General features: G+C 61.6%; 16 protein-coding genes and 1 tRNA gene. 4 read left to right on the forward strand and 13 right to left on the reverse strand.

Annotated elements, in window-relative coordinates; all coding sequences use genetic code 11:
- Positions 1-70 precede the first annotated feature (70 nt).
- Genes ACUXVH_RS11905 through ACUXVH_RS11920 form a run of 4 tightly spaced genes read right to left on the reverse strand, consistent with a single transcriptional unit; the run spans position 71 to position 3,993 of the window.
- Positions 71-1,105, reverse strand: coding sequence for an ABC transporter substrate-binding protein (locus ACUXVH_RS11905; RefSeq protein ID WP_011063422.1), 1,035 nt, complete (start codon positions 1,103-1,105; stop codon positions 71-73).
- A 27-nt stretch (positions 1,106-1,132) separates the two neighbouring features.
- The gene (locus ACUXVH_RS11910; protein ID WP_015636986.1) at positions 1,133-1,942 is read right to left on the reverse strand and encodes an ABC transporter permease; all 810 of its coding nucleotides are present in this window, start codon (positions 1,940-1,942) and stop codon (positions 1,133-1,135) included.
- A complete protein-coding gene (locus ACUXVH_RS11915) occupies positions 1,939-2,859 on the reverse strand; it encodes an ABC transporter permease (protein ID WP_220223260.1) in 921 nt (306 codons plus the stop codon). The genes ACUXVH_RS11910 and ACUXVH_RS11915 overlap by 4 nt, the downstream gene beginning before the upstream one ends.
- Positions 2,860-2,874: 15 nt before the next feature.
- Complete coding sequence (locus ACUXVH_RS11920) at positions 2,875-3,993, reverse strand: ABC transporter ATP-binding protein (protein WP_041119858.1); 1,119 nt, start codon at positions 3,991-3,993, stop codon at positions 2,875-2,877.
- 226 nt (positions 3,994-4,219) lie between these two features.
- Here ACUXVH_RS11920 and ACUXVH_RS11925 point away from each other — a divergent pair, with 226 nt between their 5' ends.
- Both ACUXVH_RS11925 and ACUXVH_RS11930 read left to right on the forward strand, forming a co-directional pair.
- Positions 4,220-5,128 carry a LysR substrate-binding domain-containing protein gene (locus tag ACUXVH_RS11925; RefSeq protein WP_011063418.1) on the forward strand — a complete coding sequence of 303 codons (909 nt, stop codon included), beginning with the start codon at positions 4,220-4,222 and terminating at the stop codon, positions 5,126-5,128.
- Between the two features lie 87 nt (positions 5,129-5,215).
- On the forward strand, positions 5,216-6,433 hold the full coding sequence (locus tag ACUXVH_RS11930) for an MFS transporter (protein WP_011063417.1): 1,218 nt from the start codon (positions 5,216-5,218) through the stop codon (positions 6,431-6,433).
- Positions 6,434-6,499: 66 nt separating this feature from the next.
- Here the strand turns inward: ACUXVH_RS11930 and ACUXVH_RS11935 are convergent, their stop codons facing one another.
- Positions 6,500-7,390, reverse strand: coding sequence for a helix-turn-helix domain-containing protein (locus tag ACUXVH_RS11935; RefSeq protein ID WP_015636982.1), 891 nt, complete (start codon positions 7,388-7,390; stop codon positions 6,500-6,502).
- Positions 7,391-7,580: 190 nt separating this feature from the next.
- Between ACUXVH_RS11935 and pobA the strand changes: the two genes are divergently transcribed.
- Positions 7,581-8,768, forward strand: coding sequence for a 4-hydroxybenzoate 3-monooxygenase (gene pobA / locus ACUXVH_RS11940; RefSeq protein WP_011063415.1), 1,188 nt, complete (start codon positions 7,581-7,583; stop codon positions 8,766-8,768).
- Positions 8,769-8,957: 189 nt separating this feature from the next.
- Positions 8,958-11,012, forward strand: coding sequence for a TonB-dependent receptor domain-containing protein (locus ACUXVH_RS11945; RefSeq protein ID WP_065365189.1), 2,055 nt, complete (start codon positions 8,958-8,960; stop codon positions 11,010-11,012).
- Between the two features lie 60 nt (positions 11,013-11,072).
- Here the strand turns inward: ACUXVH_RS11945 and ychF are convergent, their stop codons facing one another.
- The 8 genes from ychF to ACUXVH_RS11985 form a co-directional block, all read right to left on the reverse strand.
- Positions 11,073-12,173 (reverse strand): redox-regulated ATPase YchF, encoded by a 1,101-nt coding sequence (ychF, locus tag ACUXVH_RS11950; RefSeq protein ID WP_065365190.1) that lies wholly within the window; start codon positions 12,171-12,173, stop codon positions 11,073-11,075.
- Between the two features lie 23 nt (positions 12,174-12,196).
- A complete protein-coding gene (gene pth, locus ACUXVH_RS11955) occupies positions 12,197-12,781 on the reverse strand; it encodes an aminoacyl-tRNA hydrolase (RefSeq protein ID WP_011063412.1) in 585 nt (194 codons plus the stop codon).
- Positions 12,782-12,949: 168 nt separating this feature from the next.
- A complete protein-coding gene (locus ACUXVH_RS11960; RefSeq protein ID WP_011063411.1) occupies positions 12,950-13,549 on the reverse strand; it encodes a 50S ribosomal protein L25/general stress protein Ctc in 600 nt (199 codons plus the stop codon).
- A 138-nt stretch (positions 13,550-13,687) separates the two neighbouring features.
- On the reverse strand, positions 13,688-14,629 hold the full coding sequence (locus tag ACUXVH_RS11965; RefSeq protein ID WP_003171603.1) for a ribose-phosphate pyrophosphokinase: 942 nt from the start codon (positions 14,627-14,629) through the stop codon (positions 13,688-13,690).
- Between the two features lie 47 nt (positions 14,630-14,676).
- A tRNA-Gln gene (locus tag ACUXVH_RS11970) sits at positions 14,677-14,751 on the reverse strand.
- Between the two features lie 36 nt (positions 14,752-14,787).
- Complete coding sequence (gene ispE, locus ACUXVH_RS11975) at positions 14,788-15,639, reverse strand: 4-(cytidine 5'-diphospho)-2-C-methyl-D-erythritol kinase (protein ID WP_065365191.1); 852 nt, start codon at positions 15,637-15,639, stop codon at positions 14,788-14,790.
- A gap of 1 nt (position 15,640) precedes the next feature.
- On the reverse strand, positions 15,641-16,258 hold the full coding sequence (lolB, locus tag ACUXVH_RS11980; protein ID WP_019095037.1) for a lipoprotein insertase outer membrane protein LolB: 618 nt from the start codon (positions 16,256-16,258) through the stop codon (positions 15,641-15,643).
- 4 nt (positions 16,259-16,262) lie between these two features.
- Complete coding sequence (locus ACUXVH_RS11985) at positions 16,263-17,987, reverse strand: tetratricopeptide repeat protein (RefSeq protein ID WP_011063408.1); 1,725 nt, start codon at positions 17,985-17,987, stop codon at positions 16,263-16,265.
- Positions 17,988-18,271 lie beyond the last annotated feature (284 nt).

Raw genomic sequence — 18,271 nt, forward strand, 5'->3', positions numbered from 1 at the left:
GGCAGGAGGGCCTTTCAAACGGCTTTAGAAACGCCCCGGCATCCAGACCGGGGCGGCAAGTCAACGCTGCTCAGCGCATCAGGTTGGTCCACAGGCGGTCGGCAAGGCGGATTGCGCCTTCGCCGCAGGTCTGGCTGAAGACCACCTTGGTGCCCTCGGGAATGTGCAGCTCGGGGGCGTCCTTCAGGCCGGCGTCGAGGAAGGGTTCGACGCCCTTGATCGGGCTCTGGTGCTTGAGGAAGTTCTGGGTCATGGCGGCGTTCTCAGGCTGGCTGAGGAAGGCGATGAAGGCCTTGGCGTTCGCCGGATTCTTGCTGCCCTTGGGGATGACCATGTTGTCCACCCAGGCCAGCACGCCCTCTTTCGGGTAGAGGTACTTCAGGCCGGGCTTCATTTCCCGGGCGCGCATGGACGATCCGCCCCAGAACATCGACATGTCGATTTCCCCGGCCGCCAGGTTCTCGCGGATCGCCCCGGCCTTGGAGCTGTAGGTCTTGACGAAGGGCTTCTGCGCCTTGAGCAGGCCAAGGATCTGCTGCATCTGCTTGGGGTCTTCGCTGCACAGCGGAATGTTCAGGTACAGGCTGGCCATGTCGATCACTTCGCTCACCGAGTCGAACATGTTGATCCGCCCCTGCAGCTCCGCTGGCGGCTCGTAGAGCACCTTGTAACTGTCGCTCGGGCCTTTGTAGCGTTCGCCGTTGAGCACCACGCTGGTGGTGCCCCAGATGAAGGGCACCGAGTAGGCGCCTTCCGGGTCCCAGGTCGGGTTCTTCAGGTTGTCGACCACGCTGGCGTAATAGGGCTGCTTGGCCGGGTCGAAGCGCTCCAGCAACTGCTCCTTGATCAGGATCGGGATGAACTGGTGGGAGGGGATCGCCACGTCATAACCGGTGCCGCCCTGTTTCAGCTTGGCCAGCAGGGTTTCGTTGGAATCGTAGGAATCCACCGTGACCTCGATACCGGTCTGCTTCTGGAACTTGGCGAGAATTTCCGGCGAAAAGTAGCCGCTCCAGCTCACGACGTTGAGTTTCTCGGCGGCCTGCACCGCCAGTGGCAGGCTCAGCAACAACGAGGTACCCAGGCTTGCGATCAACTTGCTCATGTCATTTCCCCAAGGTCAGTGGAAGGTTCAAGCGTGTTTCTTGCTCAGCAGATAAGAGAGGCTGACGAACAGCACCGAGACGCCGAGGATCAGCGTCGACACGGCGTTGACGTCGGGTGTCACGCCCATGCGCAACAGGCCGAAGATGAAGATCGGCAGGGTGGTGGTGCCGGCCTGGGACACCATCATCGAGATCACGAAGTTATCCAGGGAGACAATGAAGGCCAGCATCAGCCCGGAGACGATCCCCGGCATCAGCAGCGGCAGAGTCACCTTGCGGAAGGTGCGCCAGGGGCCGGCGTACAGGTCCGCCGCGGCGTGTTCCAGGGACAGGTCCATGTCGTTGAGGCGGGCGCGGATCGGCAAATAGGCGAAGGGGATGCAGAACACCGTGTGGGCGATGATCAGGTTGCCGTAGCCCAGGGACAGCCCCAGGGTGGAGAACAGCGCCAGGGTGGCCACGCCGACGACGATTTCCGGCAGCACCAGGGGCAGCATGATGGCGCCCATGGACAGTTGCAGGCCCTTGAACTTCGCCCCGCGTGAGGTGCCCAGGGCCGCCAGGGTGGCGATGGCGGTGGCCGCCATGCTGGCGCACACGGCGATCAGCAGGCTGTTGCCTGCCGCCTGGCGCAGGGCCTGGTTGGCGAACGCCGCGCGGTACCAGTCGAGGCTGAAGCCGCTCCACACCGTGGCCGACTGGTTGGCGTTGAAGGAGAACACCACCAGCACCAGGATCGGCGCGTAGAGGTACAGGTAGAACAGGAAGCTGAAACCGCCGAAGCCGGGAAAGTCCTGGACACCGAGGCCGTTGCGCTTGAACAGGCGGATCATCATGCACCCTCCTGAAGGGTTTTCTGGCGCTGGGCGCGCAGGGCGTAGACGGTCAGTACCAGCATCACCGCAGCCATCAGCACCAGCGACAGGGCTGCGCCGAAGGGCCAGTTACGGGCATCGCTGAACTGCCGGAAGATCAGGTTGCCAAGCATCATCCGGGTGCCGCCCCCCAGCAGTTCCGGGGCGATCATCGCCCCCAGGCAGGGCACGAAAGTCAGGATCGCCCCGGCGAAAATTCCCGGCTTGGCAATGGGCAGCACCACCTTGCGCAGGGTCCGAATGCGTCCGGCGTAGAGGTCCTGGGCCGCTTCCAGCAGGCGGGTGTCCATTTTCTCCAGGGTGGCGTAGATCGGCAGCACCACGAAGGGCGCGTAGGTGTAGACCAGCCCCAGCAGCACCGCACCGTCGGTGTAGAGCAACTGCAACGGCTCGTGGATGACCCCCAGGCCCATCAGGCTGTTGTTGATCACCCCGGTGTTGCGCAGCAGCAGGATCCAGGCGTAGGTGCGGATCAGCAGGTTGGCCCAGAACGGCACGGTGATCAGGAAGATCAGCAAGCCCCGGCGCTGCACTGGCTGCATGGCCAGCCACACCGCTACCGGAAAACCGATCAGCAAGGTGATGAGGGTGGTCAGCCCGGCGATGCCGATCGAGCGCAGGGCGATCAGCAGGTAGGAGTCGGCGAAGGCCAGGCTGTCGTCCAGTTGCCGTTCGAACAGCAGGGAGGTGTAGGCGTCGCTGCTGAAGACCTTGTTCACCCCGCCGTAGGGGTTGGCTTCCATCAACGAATAGCCGATGACGATAAGGATCGGCACGATCAGGAACAGGCCGATGGCGACCAGGGCCGGGCTGACCCCGAGAAAGCTGCGCAGGGCCTTGCGCCGTTCCAGGTGCTGGGAAATCGAAGAAGCGTGCATGGCGAATCCTCGTGGTCAATCCAGCAGGACGCTGGCGCTGCCGCGTTCGAACAGCAGCCCGGCGCTGCTGCCTACGCTCAGGCGCGGGTGGTGTTCGAGGCTATTGGGCGTGCGCACGGTGAGGCGCGTGCCGTCGCCGAGGCTGACCTGGTATTGCAGGTCGGTACCCAGGTAGATCAGCGCTTCGATGCGGCACGCCAGGGCGCCTTGCGAGGCATCACCGCGCAGGTGCAAGCGCTCGGGGCGCACCGACAGGGTGACCTGCTGGCCGACCTTGGCGGTGGTGCAGGGTTGCGCCGGCAGCGCCTGCCCGGCGGGCCCGCTGAACCAGGCCAGGCCCGCTTCGACACGGCTGACCGTGGCCGGGATGAAGTTGGTTTCACCGATGAAGTCGGCGACGAAGCGATTGCGCGGCTGCTCGTAGATTTCTTCCGGGCGACCCACCTGTTGCACTTCGCCTTCGGAGAGCACGGCGATGCGGTCGGACAGGGTCAGGGCTTCTTCCTGGTCGTGGGTGACGAAAATGAAGGTGATACCGGTCTTGGCCTGGATGGCCTTGAGTTCTTCGCGCATGGCCTGGCGCAGCTTGAGGTCCAGGGCCGACAGCGGCTCGTCCAGCAGCAGTACCTTGGGGTGGGGGGCCAGGGCCCGGGCCAGGGCGATGCGTTGCTGCTGGCCGCCGGACAGCTGGTTGGGCTTGCGTGCTGCAAAGCGCTCCATCTGCACCAGGGCCAGCATCTCGCGCACCCGCTCGGCGATCTGCGCCTTGCTCAATACCTGGCCCATAGGGCGCGATTCCAGGCCGAAGGCCAGGTTCTCGGCCAGGGTCATGTGGGGGAACAGTGCGTAATGCTGGAACACCGTGTTCACCGGGCGCTCGAAGGGCGGCCGGTCGGCGATGTTCTCGCCATAGAGAAGGATCTCGCCCTGGGTCGGGAACTCGAACCCGGCGATCATCCGCAAGAGGGTGGTCTTGCCACAGCCCGAGGGGCCGAGAAGGGTGAAGAATTCGTTGTCGCGGATATCCAGGTCGATGTTCTTCAGGGCCACCGGGCCGCTGTGTGGATCGCCGTAGACCTTGCGCACTGAACGGATGGACACCGCCAGCGTTTGCAGCGCATGCAGGGCATTCATGCCTTACCTCCGATTCCCCCATGAGCTGTCGTGCAGGCCATGGATCTTGTTTTTCTTGGGCAGGATCGAAATGTGTCGGGTGCGTGGAAAGCTTGTCTTTGCAGGCTTTGCGCGGGTTTTACCGGGTTCTGCTGGGGCTGATTATCAGTGAGGGGTTGCGGGGGCGAAACATCAATTTTAACATACCGGCTGTTAAAAAATTTAATAGCAAGGGACGGACGAAATCATGGTCGAGCAGCGTTTGCCACCGTTGAATGCAGTGCGTGCTTTTGATGCCGCCGCCCGTCTTGGCAGCTATGTCGAAGCCTCAAGGGCCTTGCATGTGACCCAACCGGCCATCGGCCGCCACGTGAAGCTGCTGGAGGACTGGCTCGGGGTGCAGCTGTTCGAGCGCACGTCCCGCGGCGTGAACCTGACCCCAGCGGGGGAGAAGTACCACCGCAAGATCGCCGCCGCCCTGCAACTGATCATCGAGGCCGGGCGCGAGGTACAGCCCAGGGCCGCCGAGCGCTGGCTGCGGATCATGGTCGTGCCGGGGTTTGCCAAGCGCTGGCTGACCCCGCGCCTGGAGGCGCTGCGCCACGTGCGCCCGGGCCTGAAGTTCGCCATCGAGCCGAACTCGACCTTTAGCGAAGTGGATGCCAAGAGCAGCGACCTGGGGATCGCCTACGGCCTGGACGGGCAATACGCCGAGTCCCGGGTCAGCCTGATCTGCCCCCGGGTGTTTCCCATCTGCACCCCGGCCTACCTGGCCAGTATCGAGGCGATTCGCGAGCCGGCGGACCTGGCCCGCCATGAGTTGATCCACTTCGATGACGGCGAGTGGTGGAACATGTGGTTCGCCGCCAATGGCCTGGATATCCAGCTCACGTCCGACCTGATCTACGTGAACAACGACCATGCGCTGTCGGTGGCTGAAAGCGGCGGTGGTATTGCCCTGGCCAACGAAGTGCTGGTGCGCGAGGAGCTCAAGGCCGGCACCCTGGTGCGGGTGCTGGAAGACCAGGTGCAGCTGGAAAGCTACCGGGTGCTGACCCCGGCCAGCGAGTGGTCGGAGGACGTGGAATGGTTTATCCAGTGGCTCAAGGCCGAGCTGGAAGCGGATTTCCCCGAGGCGCGAATCGGGGTTCGTTAGCAAGCTAATGGGATGGCGCGACTGCACCGAAAAATGGCACATTGACGCACCTGCCCCTGTGCACCCACCCGTTGTACGGAAAATCCTATGGCTAGCAGCAACTCCCCGAGCGTCGCCGCGACGGCTTCCCCGGCTTCGCAAAGCAGTCCCCTGGTCCTGCGCATCATTGGTGCGGTGGCCCTGGCGCACCTGATCAACGACTTGATCCAGGCAGTGCTGCCGGCGATCTACCCGATGCTCAAGGACAGCTACGGCCTGACCTTCACCCAGGTCGGCCTGATTACCCTGACCTTCCAGCTGACCGCGTCGCTGTTGCAGCCCTGGGTCGGCTACTACACCGACCGCCGGCCTCAACCATTCCTGCTGCCGGCGGGAATGATCTGCACCCTGATCGGCATCCTGATGATGTCCCAGGTCGGCAGCTTTCCCTTGATCCTGCTGGCAGCAGCATTGATCGGCATTGGCTCCTCGACCTTCCATCCGGAGGCTTCGCGGGTCGCGCGGCTGGCCTCGGGCGGGCGCTATGGCCTGGCCCAGTCGAGCTTTCAGGTCGGCGGCAATGCCGGCACCGCCTTCGGCCCCTTGCTGGCTGCGGCCATCATCATTCCCTACGGCCAGGGCAATGTGGCCTGGTTCGGCCTGTTCGCGCTGTTTGCCCTGGTGGTGCTGTACGCCATCAGCCGCTGGTATGCCAACCACCTGCGCCTGTACAAGCTCAAGCAGGGCCAGGCGGCGACTCACGGCCTGTCCAGGAACCGGGTGATCAGCGCCCTGGTGGTCCTCGGGCTGCTGGTGTTTTCCAAGTATTTCTACATGGCCAGCTTCACCAGCTACTTCACCTTCTACCTGATCGAGAAATTCGACCTGTCGGTGGCCAGCTCGCAACTGCATCTGTTCCTGTTCCTGGGAGCCGTGGCGGCGGGAACCTTCTTCGGCGGCCCGATCGGCGACAAGATCGGGCGCAAGGCAGTGATCTGGTTCTCGATCCTCGGGGTGGCGCCGTTCACTCTGTTGCTGCCCCATGTCGACCTGTTCTGGACCAGCGTCCTGAGCGTGGTGATCGGCTTTATCCTGGCCTCGGCATTCTCCGCCATCGTGGTGTACGCCCAGGAACTGGTGCCGGGCAACGTTGGCATGATCGCCGGGGTGTTCTTCGGCCTGATGTTCGGTTTTGGCGGGATCGGTGCGGCGCTGCTGGGGCACCTGGCGGACATTCATGGCATCGAGTATGTGTACTACCTGTGCTCGTTCCTGCCGCTGTTCGGGGTACTGGCGATCTTCCTGCCGCGTACCCGCAAAGCCTGATGGCTTGAGGCGTGCTGGCGATAGAACGCCCGGGGTTCTGGCCCCGGGCTTTTTTTTGCCTGGGCTTCAGCCGCCCTGGCGGGTGTGCCCGGTGCCTTGGCGAAAGGCGTTGGGTGTCTGGCCGCCGAGGCGCTTGAAGAAGCGGGAAAAGTAGGTGGGGTCGCTGAAGCCCAGGTTGTCCGAGAGCTGGCTGATGCTGATGTTGGTGTAGATCAGGTTGCGCTTGGCCTCCAGCATCAGGCGCTGGTGGATGATCTGCAACGCGGTCTGCCCGGCCAGTTCCCGGCACAGGGTATTGAGGTGCACGCTGGACAGGCCGATGCGATGGGCCAGGGCTTCCACCGTCGGGTGCTCCTGGTAATGCTGCTCCACCAGCTTGATGAAGTGCCCCAGCAGTTGCTGGTTGCGCTCGCTGCGGTTGCTGGGCGTCACGTTCTGCTGGCGTCGGCGGCTGATCCACACCAGCAGTACGTTGACCAGCGAATGCAGCAGCAGGTCCCGCGCCGAGGCGCTGCCTTCGTATTCCTCCAGCAAGGTCTTGAACAGGCTGTTGAGGCGCTGCCGGTCACGGCCCACCGGGTAGCGCCCGGCCGCGGCCAGTACCGCCAGCGGCGCACCCAGCTGGCTTTCCAGCTGGGCCACCAGCGGCGCACCCAGGGTCAGCACGTAGCCCTCGATGTTCTCGGAAAACTGAAAGCCGTGGACCATCAGCGGCGGCACCACCTGGATGGTTGCTTCGCGCACGTCCTCGCGGCGCCCTTCGACTTCCACCAGCGCCTGTCCGCTTTGCACATAGAGCAGTTGATACAGGTCGGCGTGGCGGTGCGGCTTGATCTCCCAGTGGTGCAGGCTGCTGCGCTTGGGGATGGATTCACAGTGCAGCAGGTCCGGAGTCGGCCAGGCCTGGTTTTCGCCGTAGAGCTTGAATACGGGGATGCTGGAGCGACTGGCTTTCATCGGGCGCGGCCCTGGGGGTGAGGGATTGGAATGCTCGATAATCGAACGCTGTTTTCAAAAGTGCATTTTTACGGCGGTTAATCACCATTTTTTGCGATTTTTGTCGGCAAAAATGCAGGGGTACAACAATAACCATAAATTCCGGATTTCGCCTGCACGGTGACTGGAATGCCCTTATGAGACGACAACAATGAAAACTCAGGTTGCGATTATCGGCGCCGGACCTTCCGGCCTTCTGCTGGGCCAACTGCTGCACAAGGCCGGCATCGACACCGTGATTGTCGAGCGCCAGACCCCGGACTACGTGCTGGGCCGCATCCGTGCCGGTGTGCTGGAGCAGGGCACCGTGGACATGCTGCGCGAGGCCGGTGTGGCCCGCCGCATGGACGCTGAAGGCCTGGTCCATGAAGGGGTGGAGCTGCTGATGGGCGGCAAGCGCGTGCGTATCGACCTCAAGGCCCTGACCGGCGGCAAGACGGTGATGGTCTATGGCCAGACCGAAGTCACCCGCGACCTGATGGAGGCCCGCGCTGCCTGCGCAGCGCCGATCATCTATTCGGCGGACAAGGTGCAGCCCCATGACATGAAGGGCGCGCAGCCCTATATCACCTATGAAAAAGACGGCCAGCTGCAGCGCATCGACTGCGATTACATTGCCGGCTGCGACGGTTTTCATGGTGTGGCACGCAAGAGCATCCCCGAAGACGTGCTGACCCACTACGAGCGCGAATACCCCTTCGGCTGGCTGGGGCTGCTGTCCGATACCCCACCGGTCAATCACGAACTGATCTATGGGCAGCATGAGCGTGGTTTCGTGCTGTGCAGCCAGCGCTCCCTGACCCGCAGCCGCTACTACCTGCAAGTGCCGCTGAGCGACAAGGTCGAGGACTGGTCCGACGAGCGCTTCTGGAACGAGCTCAAGGCCCGTCTGCCAGAAGAGGTGGCGGCTGACCTGGTGACCGGGCCAGCGCTGGAGAAAAGCATCGCGCCGCTGCGCAGCTATGTGGTGGAGCCCATGCAGTACGGCAAGCTGTTCCTGGTGGGGGACGCGGCCCATATCGTTCCGCCTACCGGGGCCAAGGGCCTGAACCTGGCGGCCTCCGATGTGTGCTACCTGTACCGGATCCTGGTCAAGGTCTACCGCGAAGGGCGTACCGAGCTGCTGGAAAAGTATTCCGAACTGGCCTTGCGCCGGGTGTGGAAGGGCGAACGCTTCAGCTGGTTCATGACCAATCTGCTGCACGATTTCGGCGACCGGCAGGATGCCTGGGACCACAAGATGCAGCAGGCCGATCGCGAATATTTCCTCAACTCCCACGCTGGCCTGGTGAACATTGCCGAGAACTATGTGGGCCTGCCTTACGAAGAAATCTGCTGAGCCCACGACCCTGAAGCGACCCGCATGCAGTGGGCCGTTTCAGGGCGCTGCCTGCAACGGGCGGCAAGCCGTAATGTAACAGTGCGGAAACATTCCTATTTATAAATGATATTCATTAGCATTACACTCCGATCCCTCTCTCCCTTGATGCACCATCCGGGTGCATTGAATCGACAAGGATCGTTTGTAATGAAAGTCAGCTCCTGCCTGTTCAATTCGCTTCTGCTCAGCGCCGGTGTCGGCCTGCTGGCCCCGCTGGCGCAGGCCGGCGATGCGGTTGAAGAGGCCAAGCCTGCATCGTTGGAACTGGATACCGCCTTTGTCACGGCTACTGGCGGTGCCACGGATCTCAAGGATGCTCCGGCCAGTGTCAGCGTCATCACCCGCGAGGAAATCGAGCGCCAGCCGGTCTATGACCTCAATACCCTGCTGCGCCGGGTGCCGGGGGTGACCGGTGGTTTCGGCCCGGTGGGCGAGCAGTCGAAGATCAAGCTGCGGGGGCTGGACGACAAGTACACGCTGATCCTGGTGGATGGCAAGCGGGTCGGCAGTTCCGCGGACCTGAGTTATCGCCGCGACCTGGCGCGCCAGGACCTGAACTGGATCTCGCCGAACATGATCGAGCGCATCGAGATCGTCCGCGGGCCTATGTCGTCGCTGTATGGTTCGGACGCCATGGGCGGGGTGATCAATATCATCACCCGCAAGGTCTCGCGGACCTGGAGCGGCTCGGCCAGCACCAATATCACCGTGCCCAAGGATTCCGACCGCGGCCAGACCACTCAGTACAGCGTGAATGCGGCAGGTCCGCTGACGGAGTCCCTGGGGCTGCGCCTGGGGGCCAACGTCACGCGTCGGGCTGCGGATGAGGTAGAGGCGCGGCGCGATGCCCAGGGCGATTTCATGTACGACGATGGCGCGGGCGGCTCCAAGGATCAGAGCGTGAATGCACTGCTGGACTGGCAGATCAACCAGGAGCAGAGCCTGTCCTTCGAGGCGGTGCATGGCGTTGAGCATTCCTGGGCATCAAAGAAGACCTTTGGTGACTGGAACGAGACCGTTGGTGGCGCCTTCGGCCCCAGCCGCCTGACCCGCGACAGCTACATTCTGTCCCATGCCGGCGACTGGAGCTTTGGTACCTCGAAGCTCGATGCCTACCTGAACAAGTACCGCAACGACCTTGACCTGGGCAAAGCCAACTCGGAAGAGAAGATCGTCGAGGGCAGCCTGAATATTCCCTTCCAACTGCTGTTGGACCAGCGCCTGACGGTGGGCGGGCAATGGAAGCGTGAAGAGCTGACCAACACCGATACCCTCGGCACGGTACCCGTGGATTATCAGGGTGCGCCGGTCAGTGGCTCGACCTTGAAGGGCGATTACTCGGCGGCCTTTATCGAGGATGAACTGTTCCTGCTGGACAACCTGTCCCTGACCCTGGGCAACCGCTTCGACCACAGCGACAAGTACGGTAACCACAACAGCCCGCGGGCGTATGTGGTCTATCACCCGCACCCGGACTGGACCGTGCGTGGCGGTGTTTCCAAGGGTTTTCGTGCGCCAAGCCTGAAGGAGGGCAGTGCGGGGGCGGCTACCGAATCCGCAGGCCGGGGCTGTGGTTCGTTGCGGCCGTTGGGCTATGTCACTGGTAGTTGCTGGATGGCGGGCAATCCGAACCTGACACCGGAAACCAGCACCAACAAGGAAATCGGCCTTTCGTTCGACCACGATGGCTGGGAAGCGGGCTTGACCTACTTCCACACCGATTTCACCGACAAGATCGAATACGGCCCGTTGGGCCAGTACCAGGGCCGCTGGTGGACCATGCTGGAAAACGTCGACAAGGCCCGTACCCGTGGCTGGGAAGGCACCGCCCGGGTGCCGCTGGGCGACTCCGTGAACTGGCGCACCAACGCCACCTACATGCTGGAAAGCAAGAACCTGTCCACCGGTGAAGACCTGATCAGTTCACCCAAACTGTCGGCATTCAGTGCGCTGGACTGGCAGGTCACCGACCGTTTGAGCACCGAGCTGTCGGCGCAGCACGTAGGCAAGCAGCGGGGCCTGGGCAATGATTTCGTGCAGTCCTACACCACCTACGACCTGACGGCGAACCTGGCGCTGACCAAGTGGCTGACCCTGAATGGCGGCGTGCAGAACCTGCTGGATAAAGACCTGCGGGACGGATCGACCAACTTCTATGTGCCCGGACGGGCGTTCTTCGCGGGGGCGACCACTTACTTCTGAGGCCGCTGGATGTAGCGGGGGGAATCAGCCCCATTGCCAGGCAATGGGGCTGAAGGGGCATTACACGTTGAAGCGGAAGTGCATCACGTCGCCGTCCTTGACGATGTATTCCTTGCCTTCCAGGCGCCATTTACCGGCTTCCTTGGCACCGGCTTCACCCTTGAACTGGATGAAGTCGTTGTAGGCGATGACTTCGGCACGGATGAAGCCTTTCTCGAAGTCGGTGTGGATCACCGCGGCCGCTTGGGGCGCGGTAGCACCGACACGCACGGTCCAGGCGCGAACTTCCTTCACACCTGCGGTGAAGTAGGTCTGCAGGTTGAGCATTTCGTAGCCGGCGCGGATCACCCGGTTCAGGCCGGGCTCTTCCAGGCCCAGGGCCTCGAGGAACATGTCCTTTTCTTCGCCGTCATCGAGCTCGGCGATTTCCGCCTCGATCTTGTTGCACACCGGCACCACGATCGCGCCTTCTTCCTCGGCAATGGCCTTGACCACGTCCAGCAGGGGGTTGTTCTCGAAGCCGTCTTCGGCAACGTTGGCGATGTACATCACCGGCTTGGTGGTCAGCAGGTGGAAGCCACGGATGATCAGCTTCTCATCGCTGCTCATGTCCTTCATCAGGCTGCGGGCCGGCTTGCCTTCGGTGAAGTGGGCGATCAACTGCTCCAGCAGGGCTTTCTGGGCCACGGCATCCTTGTCACCGCCCTTGGCGTTGCGGGCGACTTTCTGCAACTGTTTTTCGCAGCTGTCGAGGTCGGCGAAGATCAGTTCCAGGTCGATGATTTCGATGTCGCGCTTGGGGTCGACGCTGTTGGACACGTGGATCACGTTGTCGTCTTCGAAGCAGCGGACCACATGGGCGATGGCGTCGGTTTCGCGGATGTTGGCCAGGAACTTGTTGCCCAGGCCTTCACCTTTCGAAGCACCGGCCACCAGGCCGGCGATGTCGACGAACTCCATGGTGGTGGGCAGCACGCGCTCGGGCACGACGATGGCGGCCAGGGCGTCCAGGCGCGGGTCGGGCATCGGCACGATACCGCTGTTGGGCTCGATGGTGCAGAAGGGGAAGTTCTCGGCCGCGATCCCGGATTTGGTCAGGGCGTTGAACAGGGTGGACTTGCCGACGTTAGGCAGGCCGACGATGCCGCAATTGAATCCCATGGTGTATTCCCCGAGGAGTAGAGTCAGGCCTTCTGGCTGTGCAGGTTTTTCATCGCGCGGTTCCATTCACCGGCGAAGATATCCGGCAGCACGCCGAGGGCAAAATCGATGCTGGCATCGAGTTTTTCCTGTTCGGCGCGTGGCGCACGACCCAGGACAAAGTTTGAAACCATACTGGCAACGCCCGGATGGCCGATGCCGAGCCGCAGGCGGTGAAAGGTATTCTGATTACCGAGCTGCGCGATGATGTCCCGCAGTCCGTTGTGCCCGCCATGGCCGCCGCCGGTCTTGAGCTTGGCGACGCCTGGCGGCAAGTCGAGTTCGTCGTGGGCCACCAGGATCTCTTCCGGCTTGATGCGGAAGAAGCCGGCAAGCGCCGCCACGGCCTGGCCGCTGCGGTTCATGTAGGTGGTGGGAATCAACAGACGAATGTCCTGACCCTGGTGACTGAAGCGCCCGGTCAGGCCGAAATATTTGCGATCGGCGACAAGGTTGATCCCTTGTTTTTCGGCGATGCGCTCAACAAAAAGGGCCCCTGCGTTATGCCGGGTCTGTTCGTATTCGGTGCCTGGATTACCCAGGCCAACGATCAGTTTGATGGCAGTCACGATAGGGGCCCTTCTTTGGAGTGGTGGATGACATCGCCGCAACCGGTGCTACGGCGAAAGTGGACGACAAGAGCTGGGTTGCCTTGCGGCAAACTTCGCGTTCTCGCCCGCTTTCTCGCTACGTTCCAGTCCGCGATGTACTCCGCTTAACTCCCGCGTCAGAGTGAATTACTCTGCAGCGCCTTCTGCAGCTTCTGGAGCAACACGTGGAGCGTGGACGTTGGCTACTGCCAGGTCGTTGCCGTGTGCCAGGGCCACGAATTCAACGCCTTTAGGGGCCTTGATGTCGGACAGGTGAACAATGGTGCCGATTTCAGCGTCAGCCAGGTCGACTTCGATGAACTCAGGCAGGTCTTTGGGCAGGCAGGAAACTTCGATTTCCGCGATTACGTGCGAGATCTCGCCGCCTTTCTTGACCGGAGCAGCTTCGTTGATGAAGTGCACTGGAACGATGGCGGTCAGTTTCTGACCAGCAACCACGCGAACGAAGTCAGCGTGCATCACGTGGCCTTTGGCCGGGTGACGTTGCAGGGCCTTGATCACGACGTTCTGCTTGGTGCCACCAACGTTCAGTTCGATGATGTGGCTGTAGGCAGCTTCGTTTTCCAGCAGCTTGGCAACTTCTTTGGCCAGCATGCTGATGGATTCAGGGGCTTTGTCGCCACCGTAAACTACAGCTGGAACCAGGCTTGCGAGACGACGCAGGCGGCGGCTCGCACCTTTCCCCAGGTCGGAACGCACTTCAGCATTCAGAGTAAAATCGTTCATGTTGTATCTCCAAAATAACCACACTCGCCCCAGCGTTTGCGACCAGCGCTAAAGGCGATATGGGCAAAAAAGCCCCGTCCCAACACAGGTTGGGACGGGGCGCTTTTCGTCATCGGGATGTTCTGCCAGGGACGGGCCCTAGCGGAACATCGCGCTGATCGATTCTTCGTTGCTGATACGGCGAACCGCCTCGGCAACTACCGGTGCGATATCCAGTTGACGGATACGCGCACAGGCTTGTGCTGCAGCGGACAGCGGGATGGTGTTGGTCACCACCAGCTCGTCCAGCACGGAATTTTCAATGTTCTCGATGGCCCGACCCGACAGCACAGGGTGTGTGCAGTAGGCAAAGACCTTGGCTGCGCCATGCTCTTTCAGGGCCTTGGCCGCGTGGCACAGGGTGCCGGCGGTATCGACCATGTCATCGACCAGAATGCAGGTGCGTCCTTCGACGTCGCCGATGATATGCATCACTTCGGAGTGATTGGCTTTCTCACGACGCTTGTCGATGATCCCGAGATCAACGCCCAGGGACTTGGCCACGGCACGTGCACGCACGACGCCGCCAATGTCCGGGGACACGATCATCAGGTTTTCGAAACGCTGATCTTCGATGTCATCCACCAGAACCGGGGAGCCGTAGATGTTATCTACCGGAATATCGAAGAAGCCCTGAATCTGGTCAGCATGCAGATCAACCGTGAGAACACGGTCGATGCCGACTACGGTGAGCATGTCAGCGACGACTTTCGCGCTGATAGCCACACGTGCGGAACGCGGACGGCGATCCTGACGGGCATAACCAAAATAAGGAATAACAGCAGTGATACGAGTAGCTGAGGAACGGCGGAAGGCGTCGGCCATCACCACGAGTTCCATCAGGTTATCGTTGGTCGGAGCGCAAGTCGGCTGAATAATGAAGACGTCTTTACCGCGGACATTTTCATTGATCTCGGCAGTAATTTCGCCGTCGGAAAATTTTCCAACAGAGATGTCACCGAGAGGGATATGCAGCTGACGTACGACACGCCGAGCCAGATCGGGGTTAGCGTTCCCCGTAAAGACCATCATCTTGGACACGCGCAGTACCTGAAGGCTGAGGGTATACCTGGATGAGTATAGGAAAATGGCAGGGGCGGCTGGATTCGAACCAACGCATGGCAGGATCAAAACCTGCTGCCTTACCGCTTGGCGACGCCCCTGTATCTGTTGCTTCGAATGCCTGGCACTCGGTTCCTTTAGAGCAGACTTTGCAGCTTGCGATGCAACATCGAAACGTTGCTTCCTTTGGCTACAAACCCTGTAAGGGTCTCTGTAAGAAGGGCCGAGACTTTATCAGCTTCAGCTTTGCTTGGGAAGCCCCCAAACACACAACTTCCAGTTCCAGTCAGTTTTGCTTCGGTAAATTTACCTAGCAAATTCAATGCGTTACGTACTTCTGGATAACGCCTTGCGACTACCGGAAGGCAGTCGTTTCTGCTGTTTCCCTTGGGAACGGGGCGCACTTTAATGGGCGCGGTGTTCCGTGTCAACAAAGGATCGGAAAAAATTTCTGCTGTACTAACAGACACTTGCGGGACCAGTACCAGATACCAGGGTTCTTCGGGATATTCAGGGGTCAGTTTTTCCCCCACACCTTCGGCGAAGGCAGCATGCCCGCGGACGAAAACCGGAACATCGGCGCCCAGGGTCAGCCCCAGTGCGGCCAGTCGGTCTTCGTCCCAGCCCAGTTGCCACAAGTGATTGAGGCCCAGCAGGGTGGTGGCGGCATTCGAACTGCCGCCGCCGATGCCGCCGCCCATGGGCAGGATCTTGTCGATCCAGATGTCGACGCCCTGGGTGCAGCCCGATTGTTCCTGGAGTTTCTTCGCCGCCTTGACGATCAGGTTGCTGTCGTGGGGCACGCCTTCGAACGCGGTGTGCAGGCGAATCACGCCGTCATCGCGCAGGGCGAAAGTGATTTCATCGCCGTAGTCGAGAAACTGGAACAGGGTCTGCAGCTCGTGATAGCCATCTTCACGGCGACCGAGGATGTGCAGCATCAGATTGAGTTTGGCCGGGGAGGGCAGGGTCAGTTTTTCCACGGACATTTCATTGCCCCAGCTTGCGCGGCAGCCATTCCTTGATCACCAGGGTGACGTCAAGGTCGCTGCCGTGCAGTTTGATCCGCTCGGGCAGCCAATAGCCGTTCTGCTGCGAGTAGCTGCTGTATTCCACCTGCCAGCCATCTTGCTCCAGGCTCGCCAGATGGCTGTCGCCGTCCAGGGTCAGGCGGCTTTTGCTGTCGGGCGCGGGCAGGCCGCGAACCCACCAGGCCAGGTGCGAGACCGGCAGCTTCCAGCCCAGCTGTTCTTCCAGCAGGGTTTCCGGGCTTGCGGATTCATAGCGACCCTGGTTGGCCACTTCCAGGCTGACCTGGCCGGGACGACCGGTGAGTCGTGCGGCGCCACGGCCCAGCGGGCCTGACAGGCGGATGTCGTAGTAGTCCTGGCGTTGCAGCCAGAACAGCGTGCCGCTGCCGGAATCCTTGGGGGCACGAATGCCGATCTTGCCGTTGATCTGCCAGCCGTCGAGGCCGGTCAGTTGATCCTTGTGCAAGCGCCATTGCGCAGGGTTGCCCTGGCCCTGGACGGACTCGCGGGCACCGAAGCCGGCGCAGCCGGCCAGCAGGGCGATAAAGCTGAAAACGATAAAGTGGCGCAAAAACATGGTCTTAAAGAGTCTCTGATCCGGTCAGGCGTTTGATGGTGCCGCGTAGCACGGGGCTGTCGGGCTGATCCTTGAGGAACTTGCTCCAGATCTGCTTGGCCTCGCGCTGCTTGCCGTTGTTCCACAGCACTTCACCCAGGTGCGCCGCCACTTCCTGATCGGGGAAGCGTTCCAGGGCCTGGCGCAGCAGGCGTTCGGCTTCGTCCAGGTTGCCCAGGCGGAAATTCACCCAGCCCAGGCTGTCGAGGACGGCCGGGTCTTCCGGAGTCAGCTGGTGGGCTTGCTCGATCAGGGTCTTGGCTTCGGCATAGCGTGTAGTGCGGTCAGACAAGGTGTAGCCCAGGGCGTTCAATGCCATGGCATTGTCCGGTTCGCGCTGGATGATCAGGCGCAGATCCTTTTCCATCTGCGCCAGGTCATTGCGTTTTTCCGCCTGCATGGCGCGGGTGTACAGCAGGTTCATGTCGTCGGGGTATTGCTGCAGGGCCTGCTGGATGACTTTCCAGGCGCGCTCGCCCTGGTTGTTCGCCGACAGGGTCTCGACTTCGATCAGGTACAGCTGGATGGCGTAGTCGGGTTGGGCGTCGCGGGCCGCCACCAGGCGTTTTTGCGCCTCGTCGGTGCGGCCGTTGTTCATCAGGATATCGGCCTGGCGCAACTGTGCGGGCAGGTAGTCATTGCCCGGGCCGACCTGGCCGTATTCGATCAAGGCCCCTTGCGGGTCGTTGAGTTCTTCGGCGATCCGGCCCAGGTTCAGGTGCGCGGAGTCTTCGTGGCTTTCACGGGCAATCAGGTCTTCCAGGTAGCCCTTGGCTTCTTCCCAGGCCTTGGCCTCCAGGCAGACGAGTGCCAGGGAATAGCGCAGTTCGTCATCTTCCGGATATTGCTGGACCAGACTGGAGAACTGGGTCTTGGCATCCTCCATGCGGTCCTGCTCCACCAGCATGCGGGCGTAGGTCAGGCGCAGGCGCTTGTCGTCCGGGTACTTGCGGATGCTTTTTTCCAGCAGCGGCAGGGCTTCTTTACCCCGGTTCAGGCTTTGCAGCAGGCGGGCGCGCAGCAGCAATGGCGCAACTTCACCGTCTTCCGGTGGGTTCTGTTCCAGCAGGGCCAGGGCTTCCTTGGCGTCGCCGTCCTGTTGCATGAGCAAGGCCTTGCCGAAAATCAACTGGCTGTTGTGCGGGTGTTTCTGCAGCAGGCGGTCGAAGCTTTTCATCAGGCCGTTGCGCGTGTCCTGGTCGGTATCGGCTGCGGACAGGGCAAGAAAGTCGAAGTGGGTATCGCCCTTGCCTTGCAGGACCTTCTCCATATAGACCATCGAGTCGTCATAGCGCCCGGCCCGGGCCAGCTGGATCGCGGCGGCTCGCTGCGCTTCCAGGTCGTCGGGGGCGTTTTTCGCCCAGATCAGCGACGTGTCCAGGGCAGCCTGGTCGGCGCCCAGGTATTCGGCGATGCGAAAGGCCCGCTCGGAGATGCCCGGATCCTGGGTGTTGATGGCCTGGGTCACGTAGTTGTCCAGGGCAATGTCGAAACGATTGCGCTGGCCCGCGAGTTCAGCGCTCAGCAGGCTGAAGACGGTGTCTTCGCTGAACGAGGAATAGACCTTGGGCTTTTCAGGGGCGGAGGTGCTGTCTTCCACCGGCGACGTAGCGTCCGATGAAACGGGTGCCAGAGATTGGCAACCGCTGAGGAAGACAAAGGCGAGGAGCAACGCGGAAGATCTATTCATATAGGAAGAGGGCGACTAACCTGCGGTCGGATCATCATGACACAAGCCTTCGGCCAAACATAACCGAGACTCAACGGGATGCCAGAACAGAGGCAGTCTATTAGTTTCTGCGCGAAAACTGCCTGCGCTTCGACCATGCTGCGCGCTGGGCGGCCTTGGCGCTACGCAGAAACAGGCTCGGAATGCTCATTTAGGCTCCTAAACTCCGCTTCCTCGCCTGTTTTCGCCTTGCCTGATCTTCGCTCGGCGAGTTTTGGCACAAAACTAGGACAATAGTCGGCGGT

Source organism: Pseudomonas sp. 8(2025), assembly GCF_052665325.1.

Bases quoted from the DNA above. Each gene is read 5' to 3' on its own strand.
- ACUXVH_RS11905 (WP_011063422.1), bottom strand. From the start codon at position 1,105: ATGAGCAAGTTGATCGCAAGCCTGGGTACCTCGTTGTTGCTGAGCCTG.
- ACUXVH_RS11910 (WP_015636986.1), bottom strand. From the start codon at position 1,942: ATGATGATCCGCCTGTTCAAGCGCAACGGCCTCGGTGTCCAGGACTTT.
- ACUXVH_RS11915 (WP_220223260.1), bottom strand. From the start codon at position 2,859: ATGCACGCTTCTTCGATTTCCCAGCACCTGGAACGGCGCAAGGCCCTG.
- ACUXVH_RS11920 (WP_041119858.1), bottom strand. From the start codon at position 3,993: ATGAATGCCCTGCATGCGCTGCAAACGCTGGCGGTGTCCATCCGTTCA.
- ACUXVH_RS11925 (WP_011063418.1), top strand. From the start codon at position 4,220: ATGGTCGAGCAGCGTTTGCCACCGTTGAATGCAGTGCGTGCTTTTGAT.
- ACUXVH_RS11930 (WP_011063417.1), top strand. From the start codon at position 5,216: ATGGCTAGCAGCAACTCCCCGAGCGTCGCCGCGACGGCTTCCCCGGCT.
- ACUXVH_RS11935 (WP_015636982.1), bottom strand. From the start codon at position 7,390: ATGAAAGCCAGTCGCTCCAGCATCCCCGTATTCAAGCTCTACGGCGAA.
- pobA (WP_011063415.1), top strand. From the start codon at position 7,581: ATGAAAACTCAGGTTGCGATTATCGGCGCCGGACCTTCCGGCCTTCTG.
- ACUXVH_RS11945 (WP_065365189.1), top strand. From the start codon at position 8,958: ATGAAAGTCAGCTCCTGCCTGTTCAATTCGCTTCTGCTCAGCGCCGGT.
- ychF (WP_065365190.1), bottom strand. From the start codon at position 12,173: ATGGGATTCAATTGCGGCATCGTCGGCCTGCCTAACGTCGGCAAGTCC.
- ACUXVH_RS11960 (WP_011063411.1), bottom strand. From the start codon at position 13,549: ATGAACGATTTTACTCTGAATGCTGAAGTGCGTTCCGACCTGGGGAAA.
- ispE (WP_065365191.1), bottom strand. From the start codon at position 15,639: ATGTCCGTGGAAAAACTGACCCTGCCCTCCCCGGCCAAACTCAATCTG.
- lolB (WP_019095037.1), bottom strand. From the start codon at position 16,258: ATGTTTTTGCGCCACTTTATCGTTTTCAGCTTTATCGCCCTGCTGGCC.
- ACUXVH_RS11985 (WP_011063408.1), bottom strand. From the start codon at position 17,987: ATGAATAGATCTTCCGCGTTGCTCCTCGCCTTTGTCTTCCTCAGCGGT.